The organism is Halalkalibacter alkalisediminis, from assembly GCF_028610705.1.
GTDB classification, from domain to species: domain Bacteria; phylum Bacillota; class Bacilli; order Bacillales; family Bacillaceae_D; genus Halalkalibacter; species Halalkalibacter alkalisediminis.
The window spans coordinates 271,315-285,758 of the sequence record NZ_JAQQWT010000001.1 but is presented as its reverse complement, the minus strand read 5'-3'; the positions used below and the strand labels follow the sequence as shown (position 1 = coordinate 285,758).

Below are 14,444 nucleotides of genomic sequence, written 5' to 3'. Positions count from 1 at the left end.
TGTTGATTGAGTAATGAAAGCTCCCGCTTTCATTACTGTACAAAAAAGCACCGTTATACGGTGCTTTTTTGTTTACCCTTTTTTGAATGAGTTCAATACTGCTCTGACAAACCCACCTAAAAATTTAGGTAGCTTGATCGTGTAGAATTTCATAGCTCCTCCTCCTCAACGTGAATAGCCCACGGGGATATTATTCAAGAAACTTAACTCACGACCATAGGACGTGAAGCGAAGTCGCCCCTATCCTTCAAGCCATTTGTTCAGACAAGAATCATGATAAGGATAAAAATAATTGCTCTTAAATTAATATATGCAGATACGACAAACTATTCCTGTTTTTTTTAGGCTCGCCATATCAATTAGAACATTGAGCAACTTATCCTTTTCTCTCTATCATTATGCTTATGCCCTATACCTCAATATATGTCTAATTAAAAAGAATGTTCATCGCTAATAAAAAAAACAACATGCACCTTAAGTCTATTGAAAAGGTCAAATTTCCACCTTCTCAGTAGCTTCGCATGTCGTTCATCATTATCCTCTAATATTTTTTATGGCCAAGCTACGATCAACCTCGTTATAGATCGCTGAGCCCGCAACCAGAACATTTGCTCCAGCTTCGATGCATTTCTTTGCCGTCACCTTGTTTACACCACCATCAACCTCAATCTCAACAGATAGACCACGGCTGCGCACAAGTGCAGAAACTTTCTCAATTTTAGTTAAAACCGAATCAATGAAACGTTGACCGCCAAATCCAGGATTTACCGTCATTAATAAAACTAAATCAATGTCTTCAATAATAGTCTCAATTACCTCTACAGGAGTTGCTGGATTTAATACCACTCCTGCTTTTACACCTTGGTCTTTAATAAGGTGAATCGTACGATGTAGATGGCGACATGCTTCTACATGAACAGAAATAATATCGGCACCGGCTTTAGCAAAGTGTGGAATGTAGGTATCCGGATTCTCAATCATAAGATGAACATCTAAAGGTAGAGTTGTGATTGGGCGTATTGCTTCAACAACGAGTGGCCCAATCGTAATATTAGGAACGAAATGACCATCCATCACATCAACATGAATATAATCAGCTCCAGCTAACTCCACCTCTTTAATATCCTCTCCTAGCTTAGAAAAATCAGCCGAAAGAATAGAGGGCGCAATTTTAATCATTAGTCATATCTCCTTTTTTGACTTTTAATTTCATCTAAGAACTGCATATAATGCTTCATTCTAGACTCACTCACTTCACCTTGTTCTAAAGCTGCTTTCACTGCACATTTCGGTTCTGATGTGTGTGTGCATCCTCTAAATTTACAATCTGATGAAAGGTGAGCCATTTCAGGAAAACAATTTGATAGATCCTCTGCTTCTAAGTCGACAAAATCAAGCGAACTAAAACCAGGTGTATCAGCTACGAGTCCATCACCTATCTGCAGCAACTCGACATGTCTAGTTGTATGTTTTCCTCTTCCCAAATGGGTCGAAATCGCATTTGTCTCAATATTTAACTCGGGTTTTAAGCTATTCAATAATGAAGATTTTCCGACACCCGATTGGCCTGCGACCACACTTACTTTTCCTCTTAAGTGCGGAATAATTTCTTCTATTCCATTACTGTTCGATGTTGAAGTTAATAACACCGTGTAACCTATTTTTTCATACAGCTTTTTATGGATAACTATTTCTTCCAACGATGTTTGTGTAAGCAAATCCACTTTACTAATAATAATAACAGCCTTTAGACCATTACCCTCAATATGTACTAAAAAACGATCGAGAAGTAAAGGACTAAAGTCAGGCTCTAAAGCAGAAAAAACAAGTAGAGCTTGATCAACATTGGCGATTGGTGGCCGTATCAGTTCATTCTTACGTTCAAAGACATCGAGGATATAGCCATCTGTTTTATTTTCCGCTTCAAATTGCACTTCATCCCCAACTAATGGTTTTATTTGTCTTTTGCGAAAATTCCCTCTCCCACGGCATTGAAACACTCCATCTTCAGTCTGAACATAATAAAAACCACTTAATGCTTTTACGATCATTCCTGTTGCCATTCAAAACCTCCTACTTGATTGCAGACAACAAGGGTGATTTATAAATAACCCTTGTCATCCTAAAGTTTAATATTCATATTCTTTTGATTGCTTAATCATTTCATCATTTACATATACTTCAAATAAGCCACTTTGAGAACGACTTACTCGAAGCTCAAAAGAATATTCTTTTGTCTCCTCAATCGTTTCATCAATTAACACTTGTTTCTCTCCACCGGTTGTTGCATCTCGATAAAGGATTCGAATATTAAAGGACTTACCTGCTTCACGATCCTCATCCGAAACACCAACTGGCTGATTTATTTGAAACACACGCGTAGGGTCTGGCTCAGGTTCTAGGTCTGGCTCTGGCCCTTTAGACAGAACCACTCTTACTTCATCCCCTTTATTTAACATCGTAAATGGACTTGGTGATTGTGAAATAACACGACCAGTTGCGACTGAATTTGAATGTTCACTATCAAAACGTGCGATTAAACCAACATCATTTAAATAATTACGTACGGTTGATTCTTCTTGATTTTCAAGGTTATTTAATCGAATTTGACCAGCAACACTATAGGTTAAATACACCGTCGTTTCATCTGCAACTACTGTTGTACCCTCTTTTGGATCTTGCACTAAGACAATACCTGGAGTTTGTGCATCTGTAGACCTTTCCGTTGTTTCAACAGAAAAACCGAGTCGCGTTAACATCGTTTCTGCTTCTTGAACAGGCATTCCTACATAGTCATCTAGTTCCATTTTTTCCTTACCCAAACTTACAAATAATCGAATGACTGCATTCTCTTTTACGGTTGAGTCTGGAAAAGGGTTTTGTCTAACGACGTGATCCTTTGGAACATTCTCGTCTTTAACGTCCTCACGCTCAACCGTTAAACCTTCTTGTTGCAAGATCGCTTCAGCTTCATCAAATGGCAATTCTACAACATTTGGAACGACTACTTCATTAACATGAAATAGGCTAGGTAACAAAGCAAAAGCAGTAATAACGGCTCCAAAAAAGAAAATGGTAATTAGCAATAGGTTCAGAACCCATTTTTTCTTTTTTCCTTTTTTCTTTGTTTTTTCTTTTTTATTATTCTCTTCTGGAGGCGGAGAAGAATTGACTACGGCATTCTTGGTTGTTGGAATTTCAACTGTTTTATCTAAGTCAACTCGATCATGGTCCCTTATAATCGGAATGGCTTTCGTCGCTTCTTCGTCTTCATGAAAAGTAAAAGGAGCTTCATTTCTTCGTTCCGGATTTAAAGCCGTGATGACGTCCTCTTCCATTTCTTGAACAGTTCCATAACGCTTAGTAGGGTCTTTAACGGTTGCTTTACGTATGATGTTTTCTATACTTTGTGGTAATGTAGGGATCAGTTCCTTCGCCGAAGGTACATCGTTTTGAAGATGTTTAATCGCAATTGATACAGCTGTATCACCAGAGAAAGGAAGAACTCCTGTCACCATTTCATAAAAAACAATTCCTAAAGAGTAAATATCTGATTTATAGGTAACGTGACCTCCACGAGCTTGTTCAGGAGATAAATAGTGAACAGAGCCCATAACCGAATTGGTATGAGTTATGGTTGCAGCTGATATCGCGCGAGCAATACCAAAATCAGTAATTTTCAGAACACCTTCACGGCTTATCAAAATATTATGAGGTTTAATATCACGATGAATAATGTGATTAGCATGAGAATGCTCCAGTGCGGCAAGCATCTGTTCCATATAATCGATACAGTCTTCTACAGGAATAGGTCCACTCGATTGAATCAATTCTTTTAGCGTCTGACCTTCCACATATTCCATCACTATGTAATAAGTATTACCCTCTTCACCAACATCATAGATACTCACAATATTTGGATGCGCTAAACTTGTTGCCGCTTGAGCTTCTCTTCTAAATCGCTTGATAAATTGCTCATCATCTGAAAACTGGGGTTGTAGGACCTTTACGGCAACATGTCGATCTAAAATGACATCGAGCGCTTTGTAAACATTAGCCATGCCACCGCCGCCAATGGTTTCGAGGACTTGATAACGACCACTTATGCGCTGCCCAATCATTGTTCAAGTCCTCCGAAATGAACAATCGCTACTGTAATGTTATCCTCTCCACCACGCTCATTCGCCAATTTAATTAACCCTTCTGCTCTTTCAGATAAGGAAACGTCTTTCTCTAATTGCCATTTAAGATCTTCCGTTGATAATTTATTCGTTAAACCATCAGAACACAATAAAAGTAATTGGTCCTCCTCAACTTGTAAAGTTGTCACATCCATTTTAATATCCTTTTCAGTCCCCAATGCTCGTAAAAGTACATTTCTTCTTGGATGATGCTCTGCTTCTTCTTCTGAGATTTGACCGTTGCGAACAAGTTCTTGTACAAGAGAATGATCATTTGTTTTTAAATGGAAACCAAATTCATTAAAAATATAAGCACGGCTATCTCCTATATGTGCAATAGAAATGAATTCTTCTGTACAAAGTGCGACGACTAAAGTCGTTCCCATTCCATAGCATTCTTCATGTTGCTTTGCGTGTACGTATAACTCACTATTTAATTTCTCAAAATGATCAGCTAACCATTTCTCTGCTTCAACTACAGAACCGATCTTTTTTTCTTGCTCCCATTGTTGACGAAAATAATCCGTCGACATCGCACTTGCAACATCTCCAGCACGATGTCCACCCATTCCATCTGCTACAACAGCTAGTATCCCAATTTGATTTTTAAATACACCGCCACTGTCCTCATTATGAGAACGAACTCTCCCTATATCTGTTCGAAATGTAAAGTTCATCACTTTAAAATCACCTCGTCTCCTCTTTTCGCTCCTTTGCACGAAGCTGTCCGCATGCTGCATCAATATCATGACCTTGTTCACGACGAATGGTCACATTAACTTTATGCTTTTTTAAAACTTTTTCAAATGCAAAAATTTGATCTCTTGGCGTTCGCACATAATCCCGTTCAGGTACATAGTTCACTGGGATTAGGTTAACATGGCATTTAATGTCTTTTATTAATTCCGCTAATTGTTCTGCATGTTCTTCCTGATCATTAACACCACCGAATAACCCGTATTCAAACGTGACTCTTCTTCCCGTCGTTTCAATATAGTAGCGAATTGAATCCATTAGTTTTGGTAGGGGCCATGCACGATTTACTGGCATTAATTTACTACGAATTTCTGTTGTTGGTGCATGTAAGGAAATAGCAAAATTAATCTGCATTTTTTCATCAGCGAATTGATAAATTTTAGGTACAACCCCACTTGTCGATACGGTGATATGGCGCGCACCAATATTTAAGCCTTTTTCGTGATTAATGGTTTTTAAGAATGGAATAAGTTCACCATAATTATCAAACGGCTCTCCAATACCCATTACAACAACAGAACTTACTCTTTCTTCTACTTCATCCATGGCACGTTGAGACTCTAATACTTGTGCCACAATTTCTCCAGCTTCAAGATTACGTTTTAATCCACCTAAAGTGGAAGCACAAAATGTGCATCCTAAACGGCAACCTACTTGAGTCGTCACACAAACACTGTTTCCGTAGTCATGACGCATAACGACTGTTTCAATTGAATATCCATCATGTAATTCAAACAAAAACTTAACTGTATTACCATCTGAAGAGATTTGTCTTGTTACTATTTTCAGCGTTGTTAATACAAACGAATTCGATAACTTTTCTCTTAATTCCTTTGAGAGGTTCGTCATCTCTTCAAAATTGGATACTCGGCTTTTATAAAGCCACTCAAAAATTTGCGTCGCTCTAAATTTTGGTTCTTTTTGTTCCACTAGCCATTCTTGTAATTCTGTAAATTGAATGGAATAGATTGAACGAAGTTGACTCGTATTTGGTCGTTCACTAGTTGTTTTTAATTCCTCCATGTTGACACACCTTTCGTTCCCCTTATTGTTTTACAAGACTAGCAATAAAGAAACCGTCTGTTTCAAAGTCTTGCGGTAAAATCGTGATCATTCCCCTTTGATAAAGTTCAGAATTTCTTGCTTTTTCAGGTAGTCTTTCAGCTAACGTTTCATCAAGTTGGAAGTCTGAATGATTCTTTAAAAATGCTTGGACTACTTCTTCATTTTCATCCTTATCTATCGTACATGTACTATAAATAAGTTTGCCCCCAGGCTTAACTAATGTTGCTGCCGTTCTCAAAATATCTTGCTGAATCGCTTGAATCGCTTGAATGTCTTTTAATTCCTTTGACCACTTGATGTCTGGTTTACGCCTTATAACACCAAACCCACTACACGGTGCATCAATTAAGACTCGATCAAATAATTGATTTCCGAGGCGTTCTTTTAACTTCCGTGCATCATGTGCTTCTGCCTTAATAATATCAAGGCCTAGGCGACTAGCTTGTTCGCGAATTAGTTTTACTTTATGTTCATGTAAATCAAACGATAAAACAGTTCCTTGATCATCCATTTGTTCTGCAATATGAGTTGATTTACCGCCAGGAGCCGCGCATGCATCAATCACATGCATTCCAGCCATAGCCCCTACAGCTCGGCCGACCAACATTGAACTTTCATCTTGTGCAGTGATCAAACCTTCTTTATATGCACTCGTTTGAAAAACATTGCCTTTTTTTATAATGATCGCATCCTCAGCTAATACTCCACGTGTTGCTTCTACGCCATCTTGCATTAACAAATCTAGTGCTTGTTCGATTGTCGTTTTTACGCGATTAACACGTACAGTTACAGACGGAGGAACAAGACTTGATTCACACATTGCCTTTGTCCTCTCTACTCCATACTGATCAACCCAACGCTCGACCATCCAGACTGGGAAGCTTGTTTGAAGAGCCACTTTTTCAAGTTCTCCCTTAACCGTATCTATTGATGGTATGCCTTCTCGTAAAAGGGATCTTAATACCCCATTTACCATTCCACTAATTCCTTTATGCCCTCGTTTCTTAGCGATAGTAACCGCTTCATGGACAATAGCTCTGTCAGGAACTCGGTCTAAGTAGACTAATTGATAAACTGATAATCTCAACAAAACTTTCACCCAATCTTGAAGAGAATCAACGCCTTTTTTTATAAATGGTTGTAGGTAAAAATCGATGGTATCTCTTCGTTGAATCGTCCCGTAAACTATTTCAGTTAATAAACCAACATCTCTAGGATCTAGGTTAGCTCGTTTCACTGTTTGATTCAATAAAAGGTTACTGTATGCTTGATTCTTCTCTATTTGTAGTAGCACCTCAAGTGCTACTTCACGAACTGGTTTACTCATTCGATTCTCCTAGCTTCATTCCAGTAGTTAGATGGGACCCTGCCCCACGGATATATGATTTTGCATCCATTTTCTTTTTACCTGATGGCTGTAGTTCCATAATTTTGATAGCAACTTGATTCCCTGTCGCTACAACTATTCCATCTTCTTCTATACGTTCAATAACCCCAGGTCCTACCTCTTGCTTGGATGGTACTTTTTGTCCCCACCAAACTTTTACTGGCTTTCCTTCTAGCAACGTATATGCTACAGGCCACGGATGTAACCCTCGAATTTGATTGTATAACTCTTCTCCAGACCGAGTCCAATCCATTAGCTCCATCTCTCGTGTAATATTGCGAGCAAATGTAATCTTGGAACCATCCTGTTGAACTGGCTCTATCTTGCCACCAATTAAATCGGGAATCGTTTCAATTAAAAGTTTAGCTCCAGCAATACTAAGCTTATCATGCATTGTACCAACATGATCATCCTCTTCAATGGCAACCGCAACGTGAGAGAGCATATCACCAGCATCCAGTTTTTCAACCATATACATAATTGTCACGCCTGCTTCTTTTTCACCATCGATAATTGCTTGGTGGATAGGTGCTCCACCACGGTATTTAGGAAGAAGTGAAGCATGTACATTAATACAGCCATATCGAGGGCTTTCCAACAATTCTTTCGGCAGAATTTGTCCAAAAGCGGCAGTTACAACTAAGTCTGGATTAAGAGCTAAGACTTTTTCCACCTCATCTGAATTCCTAATCTTCTCAGGTTGCAGGACTGGTATTTGATGTTTTTCTGCTTCTACTTTTACAGGGGGTGGTGTTAAAATTCGTTTTCTCCCAACAGGGCGATCAGGTTGCGTAACAACTCCTACAACGTTATATCCTTCTTCTATTAGATTGCGCAGTACAGGAACCGAAAAATCGGGAGTTCCCATAAAAACAATTCTCAAATTAATTACCACCTTTACACTTGCGTCGATTTCAATGAAAAAGGTAAAGTGCGACCTTTTTCAAGTTCTTCCCATAACTCATATGCGGTGCGGCAATGGCTTCTAACGCTGCGTGCTTACTCTTTAGAAACCCACTCAGAGTAAGCTTAAAACATTGCTGCGGTTCCGCTCATTGCGCCGATCTGAATGAAAAAGATAAAGTGCGACCTTTTTCATTTAGATCTATGTAAATAAATATGGGTACATATCTATAGATACTTGTAATTGTCCTTGATTGATTTCTCGCATGAAATGTTGTTGTATTTCTCTTAATGTTTCTCTTAGGCCGGACTCGTTTCTGTATTTTATCATGCATTGATAACGATATCTATCTTTTATCCTTGCTAGTGGTGAAGCGACAGGTCCTAGGATGACCGTTTGATTTGAGACTTCTCTTTTTAAGAAAGTTACAATTTTTTCTGAAACATGGATCACATGCGTTAACTCAGGGTGAGAAATGTTTATTAAAACCATAAAAACATAGGGAGGGTACACTCCTACTTTACGTTGAGACATTTCCATTTGAAAGTACTGCTCATAATCATGTGTTTTAACAAGCTCAATACTGTAATGATCCGGAGTATAGGATTGGATAATTACCTCCCCTTCTAAATCATGTCTTCCTGCTCGTCCGCTCACTTGTTCCATCAACTGAAACGTACGCTCAGCTGATCGAAAGTCTGGTATATGCAACATTGAATCGGCTGCTAATACACCAACTAACGTAATTTTAGGAAAATCAAGGCCTTTTGCAATCATCTGTGTCCCTAGTAAAATATCAGCCTCGCCTCGCCCGAAAGCAGACAACAGTTTTTCGTGAGAACCTTTACGCCTTGTCGTATCAATATCCATTCGTATCACTTTCGCTTGCGGTAGAACTCGAGTAAGCTCTTCTTCCACTTTCTGCGTCCCCGATCCAAAAAAACGAATGTGGTCACTTCCACATGATTCACAAGTGTTTGGCATTTTCTCTTCGTGCCCACAATAATGACATTTTAAAGAATGATGTGTTCTGTGGTAGGTTAGAGAAATATCACAATGATCACACGTAGCTACATATCCGCAGTCTCGACACATTACAAACGTTGAATACCCTCTTCGGTTTAAAAAGAGAACAGATTGTTCACCTTTTTCTAGTCTATCTTTTAACTTATCAAGCAAGGAATACGAAAACATGGATCGGTTTCCTTGACGTAACTCTTCCCGCATGTCAACCACTTCCACTGAAGGCATTGACCTATTATTGACTCTCTCTTTTAAAGGTAATAAATGATATACACCTTTTAAAGCTCTTGCGTAAGATTCAAGTGAAGGCGTTGCACTCCCTAAAATGACAGGGCATTGGTGATATTCGCCTCGGTGAATGGCCACGTCTCTTGCATGATATTTTGGATTTTCTTCTTGCTTGTAACTCGTCTCATGCTCTTCATCTATAATAATAATACCTATATTGGTGAAAGGAGCAAAAATTGCTGAGCGTGCTCCGACAACAACACGAACTTCTTGTCTAAGAATTTTACGCCATTCATCATATTTTTCCCCCATTGACAACCCTGAATGAAGAACGGCTACCATGGACCCAAACCTTCCTTTAAAACGTTGGACCATTTGAGGTGTAAGTGCGATTTCAGGTACAAGTACGATCGCTTCTTTTCCTTGTTGAAGTGCTTTATCTATGGCTTGTAAATACACCTCTGTTTTTCCGCTGCCAGTTACTCCATGAAGTAAAAAAGAACGGTGACTCTTGTCTTCAAGTGAGTGCAAAATAGGGCCTATCACTTCTTGTTGCTTTTCCGTTAATAGTAGTGGAGTTGTACGTTCGTATTGAACACCTGCATTTGGATCACGATACACTTCTTGTTCAAATTCTTCGACAAATCCTTTTTTTATGAGAGTCGTCAATACCTGTCTCGTCATGTTCGTTTCCTGAAGCAGTGCTTGAACGTTTTGTGGCTGTTTTCTATTTTCTATATATGTAAGTAAATCTTTTTGCTTAACAGCTCGAGCAGGCAACGGTTCTAAACGATCAATGTTCGCTGCTATTCTGACATATCGTTCTGTTTTTTTCTTCCCTTTTTCTTCAACTTGATAATCCACTTCTAATAGTTCATCCTTGACTGCTTGATGAATGGATTTTAGTAGCGATTTATTCTCTTCTACTTTAGCCCACTCTATTTGTTTAGTATCTAAAAATAAAGGCTGAATGTTCCCTGGTAACCGAGATAGATCTTCTTTTAAAAGGATCTTCTTTTTTACTTTCGTTCGAAGTGCAGCCGGAATCATTAGTTGATATGCTGATAATTTGAAGGAGAGTGTGTGCTGAGACAACCAGTCTCCTAGATGAACAAGCTCCTCTGTTAACACTGGAATTATATCTAGTACTTCGTAGATTGGTTTTATTTTAGCATGAGACGATTCGCTTACGATCTCTACAACAAAACCTTGAATTTTTCTAGGTCCAAAAGGGACAATAACTCGAATTCCCACTTGAATGACATCTATCCACTCTGCTGGAATTTCATAATCAAATAAACGGTCCGTCTGCGAACTCGGCACATCTACTATGACTTTAGCAATCATTGATTTACTTGCCTTTCGATATAGGATGCTATGTCATTTAAAATCCATTTAGCTGCTTCCGTTTTTGATAGCAACGGATAATCCTTCTTCTTTCCATCTTTTGTCATCGTTGTAATGACATTGGTGTCCCCTTTAAAGCCTGCTCCTTCCATTAAGATGTTATTTGCAACAATTAAATCTAAATTTTTCGTTTGAAGTTTTTTAGCGGCATACTCCTCCACATCTTCCGATTCTGCTGCAAATCCAACTAAAATTTGAGAGGTTTTATGTTCACCCATTGTTTTTAAAATATCGATCGTTCTTTCCATCCCAACAAACCAATCACCATCTTGCTTTTTCTTTTTTTGAGAGAATGTTTCACTAGGACGATAATCAGCCACTGCCGCGGCTTTGATTACAATATCAGCTTCGGCATAATGCTTCATCGCTTTTTCATACATCTCTTGAGCCGAAACAATATGTTCAACATGAATTCCCTGAGGTACTTGAAGCGAGGTCGGACCCGTTACCAATATCACTTCAGCGCCTTGATTTTTAGCAGCTTGAGCAATGGCATATCCCATTTTCCCAGAAGAATGATTCGTAAAGTAGCGAACAGGATCAATTTTCTCTTGTGTAGGTCCTGCGGTAATAAGAATTTTTTTACCCGTAAAGACACCTGTTCGAACCGAAAAATGGTTCACCAACACTTGTAAGAGATCTTCAGGTTCTGCCATCCGGCCCTTACCTGTCCACCCACATGCAAGGAAACCTTCTGACCCATCTACTACAATGAAACCATCCTGTTTTAACGTTTCTACATTGCGCAAAACAGCAGGGTGGTTGTACATATTAACATTCATAGCAGGTGCTAAATAAATAGGTGCTTTCGTTGCCAACAAAGTGGTCGTAATCATATCATCTGCAATACCACTTGCAAGTTTAGCTATTACATTTGCTGTAGCAGGTGCAACAAGAATCACATCAGCCCAATCAGCCAAATCAATATGAGCAATCTTAGTTGGGTCCGGTTCTACAAATGTATTATCGTAAACAGGCTGACGAGAGAGTGCTTGAAACGTCAGGGGTGTAACGAATTCTTTTGCTGACTTTGTCATCATTACTTTTACGTTTACCTCTGCTTGTATGAGTTTACTTACTAATGATGCTGCTTTGAAAGCAGCAATGCCCCCACACACAGCCAGTACAACATTTTTACCTTTTAACATGTCTCCACCTACTCTAAGAATTAGGATAATTTTTAAACCATAAATAGAAAAAGGGCTGACTCAACACATCAGACCCTTTTGCGCTTTATTTCCATTCACTTTCAAACTTAGGTCTGCTTCAGTCAGACTCTTAACTCTTATTCCTCATCCTCTAACGGAGTAATACGTTTAAAATGCAAATGATCGTCAATAATTTCTTCAAGGGCGATCCCGACTGGCTTATATGAGACAGGACGATGAATCATAGGTCCTCGAGACAAATCTTCTTTAATCTCACGAGCTCGTTTTGAAGAAACGGTAACGAGTGTATATTTTGAATCTAATTTCGTTAAAAGGGAATCAATTGATGGATATAGCATTTATTCAACCTCCACAAGTTCTTTGTATTTTTCAATTAAACGCTCTCGTTTACAATGCTCTGCTGTTACGATTGATTTAATACGTTCAACCGCTAAATGAACTTGATCATTCTCTACAACATAATCATATTTTTTCATCATATCTATTTCTTCACGGGCAACCGTCATTCGTTTATTAATAATATCCTCGGTTTCCGTTCCACGACCAACAATTCGACTTCTGAGCTCTGCAAGGCTAGGTGGCATTAAGAAAATAAACACTCCCTCAGGGAAACGTTCTCTAACTTTTAACGCTCCTTGCACCTCAATCTCTAAAATAATGTCTTGACCACTATTAAGTGTTTCTCTGACGTATTCAATAGGCGTGCCATAATAGTTCCCTACATATTCTGCCCATTCTAATAATTGGTCTTGCTCAATCATTTTTTCAAACTGCTCTCTCGTTTTAAAAAAATAATTCACTCCATCTTGTTCTCCCTCTCTAGGAGAACGTGTTGTCGCTGAAACAGAATATTGCACAGATGTGTTTTCTTGGCGTAGAGCCCCACATACCGTTCCTTTTCCAACACCTGCTGGTCCTGATAATACAAGTAATAGACCTTTCTCTTTCTTCATGGAAACCTCCTACACGTTCAATCATTCATGCGTATGTAACAAATTTTGACTAGTCTTCTCCACCGTCATCTTTGCTAGTTAAACGTTGTGCAACCGTTTCAGGTTGGACAGCACTTAGTATAACATGATCACTATCTGCAATGATAACAGCTCGTGTACGTCTACCATATGTAGCATCGACTAGCATATTACGATCACGGGCATCTTGAATAATTCGTTTAATTGGTGCTGACTCTGGACTTACAATGGAAATAATTCGATTAGCTGAGACAATATTTCCAAACCCAATGTTTATTAATTTTATGTTCATACTTTTACCCCCACTTTAGAAGAGCAGCAACACTCTCAACATTGTTATCCAAACTAATCTAACTATATACGAAACTCCGTTCGATTTCTACTTCTATTCTACATTTTGTACTTGTTCTTTTAATTTTTCTAATAAACCTTTCATCTCCACCACATGTTGGCGTATGGAAGTATCGGCTCCTTTTGAACCAATTGTATTCACTTCACGATTCATTTCTTGAATCAGGAAGTCAAGACGTCTACCAACGGCTTCTTCCTTTTCTAGGTACAGTTGAAATTGATGAACGTGGGCTTTTAACCTTACCAATTCCTCACTCACATCAATTTTCTCAGCAAAAATAGCTATTTCTGATAAAAGTCGCGTCTCATCTACATCTATTTCTTCATTAAGAAATGAACGGATACGCAATTCCACTTTCTCACGATAACGGTTGAGTAATTCAGGGGCTAGTATCTCCACTTCCTTACAACTTTTCTCTAAATACGCTAACCACTTTTCCATATCTTGTTGCAAAAAGCGGCCTTCGTTCTGTCTCATATCATTGAAAGACTCTAACGCTTGATCAAGACCTCTCATAATCGTTTGCTGGTCTATATCAACGTTACTATTCATTTCCTCAACTGAGGTAATCATTTTATCCATCAGTAAAGCAGTCACATCTAGGTTCGCCTCTTGCCCTAGCTTTTTCTCAATAATCTTAAAAGCAGACACATACTGATTAAGCAAGTCCTCATCCAACCGTAGCACTCGCTTTTTCTCTATTTCTTCTTCTAAATGAATAGAGATATCTAATTTCCCACGATAAACTTGACCTTTTATACGTTTTCTTAATTGATCTTCTAGCGTTTGCAAGGATTGTGGGAGTTTTATCTGCATATCAAGAAAACGGTGATTCACCGCCTTTACTTCAATGCTCAACTCTCCGAAATCTCCTTTTACTACAGTAGTTCCATAGCCTGTCATACTTCTCATTTTTATCACATCCAACGATTATTTTACCGAAAAATCCCAAACACAACAAGTAATTTACAATGATGCCCCTTTTATTCGTCTTTACGTAA

General features: G+C 38.6%; 14 protein-coding genes. All 14 read right to left on the bottom strand.

Going from position 1 to position 14,444, the window contains the following annotated elements:
* Positions 1 to 72: 72 nt before the first annotated feature.
* The 14 genes from spoVM to PQ474_RS01320 all read right to left on the bottom strand — a co-directional run bounded on the left by spoVM (position 73) and on the right by PQ474_RS01320 (position 14,355).
* Entirely contained in the window at positions 73 to 153 is an 81-nt protein-coding gene (gene spoVM / locus PQ474_RS01385) for a stage V sporulation protein SpoVM (RefSeq protein ID WP_017727263.1), read from the bottom strand.
* 381 nt (positions 154 to 534) lie between these two features.
* Complete coding sequence (gene rpe / locus PQ474_RS01380; RefSeq protein WP_273839852.1) at positions 535 to 1,179, bottom strand: ribulose-phosphate 3-epimerase; 645 nt, start codon at positions 1,177 to 1,179, stop codon at positions 535 to 537.
* Positions 1,179 to 2,063 carry a ribosome small subunit-dependent GTPase A gene (rsgA, locus tag PQ474_RS01375; RefSeq protein WP_273839851.1) on the bottom strand — a complete coding sequence of 295 codons (885 nt, stop codon included), beginning with the start codon at positions 2,061 to 2,063 and terminating at the stop codon, positions 1,179 to 1,181. The genes rpe and rsgA overlap by 1 nt, the downstream gene beginning before the upstream one ends.
* Before the next feature lie 66 nt (positions 2,064 to 2,129).
* Positions 2,130 to 4,121: a Stk1 family PASTA domain-containing Ser/Thr kinase gene (gene pknB, locus PQ474_RS01370; protein WP_273839849.1), complete on the bottom strand. Its 1,992-nt coding sequence runs from the start codon at positions 4,119 to 4,121 to the stop codon at positions 2,130 to 2,132.
* Positions 4,118 to 4,858 carry a Stp1/IreP family PP2C-type Ser/Thr phosphatase gene (locus tag PQ474_RS01365; RefSeq protein WP_273840288.1) on the bottom strand — a complete coding sequence of 247 codons (741 nt, stop codon included), beginning with the start codon at positions 4,856 to 4,858 and terminating at the stop codon, positions 4,118 to 4,120. Before PQ474_RS01365 ends, pknB begins: the two co-directional genes overlap by 4 nt.
* A 10-nt stretch (positions 4,859 to 4,868) precedes the next feature.
* Entirely contained in the window at positions 4,869 to 5,960 is a 1,092-nt protein-coding gene (gene rlmN / locus PQ474_RS01360) for a dual-specificity RNA methyltransferase RlmN (protein ID WP_273839846.1), read from the bottom strand.
* 22 nt (positions 5,961 to 5,982) lie between these two features.
* A complete protein-coding gene (gene rsmB, locus PQ474_RS01355) occupies positions 5,983 to 7,329 on the bottom strand; it encodes a 16S rRNA (cytosine(967)-C(5))-methyltransferase RsmB (RefSeq protein ID WP_273839845.1) in 1,347 nt (448 codons plus the stop codon).
* On the bottom strand, positions 7,322 to 8,272 hold the full coding sequence (fmt, locus tag PQ474_RS01350) for a methionyl-tRNA formyltransferase (RefSeq protein ID WP_273839843.1): 951 nt from the start codon (positions 8,270 to 8,272) through the stop codon (positions 7,322 to 7,324). Before fmt ends, rsmB begins: the two co-directional genes overlap by 8 nt.
* A gap of 222 nt (positions 8,273 to 8,494) precedes the next feature.
* Positions 8,495 to 10,891, bottom strand: a complete 2,397-nt coding sequence (priA, locus tag PQ474_RS01345) for a primosomal protein N' (RefSeq protein ID WP_273839841.1) — start codon at positions 10,889 to 10,891, stop codon at positions 8,495 to 8,497.
* Positions 10,888 to 12,099 carry a bifunctional phosphopantothenoylcysteine decarboxylase/phosphopantothenate--cysteine ligase CoaBC gene (gene coaBC, locus PQ474_RS01340; RefSeq protein ID WP_273839839.1) on the bottom strand — a complete coding sequence of 404 codons (1,212 nt, stop codon included), beginning with the start codon at positions 12,097 to 12,099 and terminating at the stop codon, positions 10,888 to 10,890. Before coaBC ends, priA begins: the two co-directional genes overlap by 4 nt.
* Before the next feature lie 137 nt (positions 12,100 to 12,236).
* Positions 12,237 to 12,458: a DNA-directed RNA polymerase subunit omega gene (rpoZ, locus tag PQ474_RS01335; protein WP_273839836.1), complete on the bottom strand. Its 222-nt coding sequence runs from the start codon at positions 12,456 to 12,458 to the stop codon at positions 12,237 to 12,239.
* Entirely contained in the window at positions 12,459 to 13,073 is a 615-nt protein-coding gene (gene gmk / locus PQ474_RS01330; protein ID WP_273839835.1) for a guanylate kinase, read from the bottom strand.
* Between the two features lie 49 nt (positions 13,074 to 13,122).
* Positions 13,123 to 13,383, bottom strand: a complete 261-nt coding sequence (gene remA / locus PQ474_RS01325) for an extracellular matrix/biofilm regulator RemA (RefSeq protein WP_227935758.1) — start codon at positions 13,381 to 13,383, stop codon at positions 13,123 to 13,125.
* Positions 13,384 to 13,476: 93 nt separating this feature from the next.
* Positions 13,477 to 14,355, bottom strand: a complete 879-nt coding sequence (locus tag PQ474_RS01320; protein WP_273839832.1) for a YicC/YloC family endoribonuclease — start codon at positions 14,353 to 14,355, stop codon at positions 13,477 to 13,479.
* Positions 14,356 to 14,444 lie beyond the last annotated feature (89 nt).

What these genes read in the sequence shown, in the direction of transcription:
- coaBC (WP_273839839.1), bottom strand. Translation starts at nt 12,099, where the DNA reads ATGTTAAAAGGTAAAAATGTTGTACTGGCTGTGTGTGGGGGCATTGCT.
- priA (WP_273839841.1), bottom strand. Translation starts at nt 10,891, where the DNA reads ATGATTGCTAAAGTCATAGTAGATGTGCCGAGTTCGCAGACGGACCGT.
- spoVM (WP_017727263.1), bottom strand. Translation starts at nt 153, where the DNA reads ATGAAATTCTACACGATCAAGCTACCTAAATTTTTAGGTGGGTTTGTC.
- rsgA (WP_273839851.1), bottom strand. Translation starts at nt 2,063, where the DNA reads ATGGCAACAGGAATGATCGTAAAAGCATTAAGTGGTTTTTATTATGTT.
- rpoZ (WP_273839836.1), bottom strand. Translation starts at nt 12,458, where the DNA reads ATGCTATATCCATCAATTGATTCCCTTTTAACGAAATTAGATTCAAAA.
- remA (WP_227935758.1), bottom strand. Translation starts at nt 13,383, where the DNA reads ATGAACATAAAATTAATAAACATTGGGTTTGGAAATATTGTCTCAGCT.
- rsmB (WP_273839845.1), bottom strand. Translation starts at nt 7,329, where the DNA reads ATGAGTAAACCAGTTCGTGAAGTAGCACTTGAGGTGCTACTACAAATA.
- PQ474_RS01365 (WP_273840288.1), bottom strand. Translation starts at nt 4,858, where the DNA reads ATGAACTTTACATTTCGAACAGATATAGGGAGAGTTCGTTCTCATAAT.
- rpe (WP_273839852.1), bottom strand. Translation starts at nt 1,179, where the DNA reads ATGATTAAAATTGCGCCCTCTATTCTTTCGGCTGATTTTTCTAAGCTA.
- PQ474_RS01320 (WP_273839832.1), bottom strand. Translation starts at nt 14,355, where the DNA reads ATGAGAAGTATGACAGGCTATGGAACTACTGTAGTAAAAGGAGATTTC.
- pknB (WP_273839849.1), bottom strand. Translation starts at nt 4,121, where the DNA reads ATGATTGGGCAGCGCATAAGTGGTCGTTATCAAGTCCTCGAAACCATT.
- gmk (WP_273839835.1), bottom strand. Translation starts at nt 13,073, where the DNA reads ATGAAGAAAGAGAAAGGTCTATTACTTGTATTATCAGGACCAGCAGGT.
- rlmN (WP_273839846.1), bottom strand. Translation starts at nt 5,960, where the DNA reads ATGGAGGAATTAAAAACAACTAGTGAACGACCAAATACGAGTCAACTT.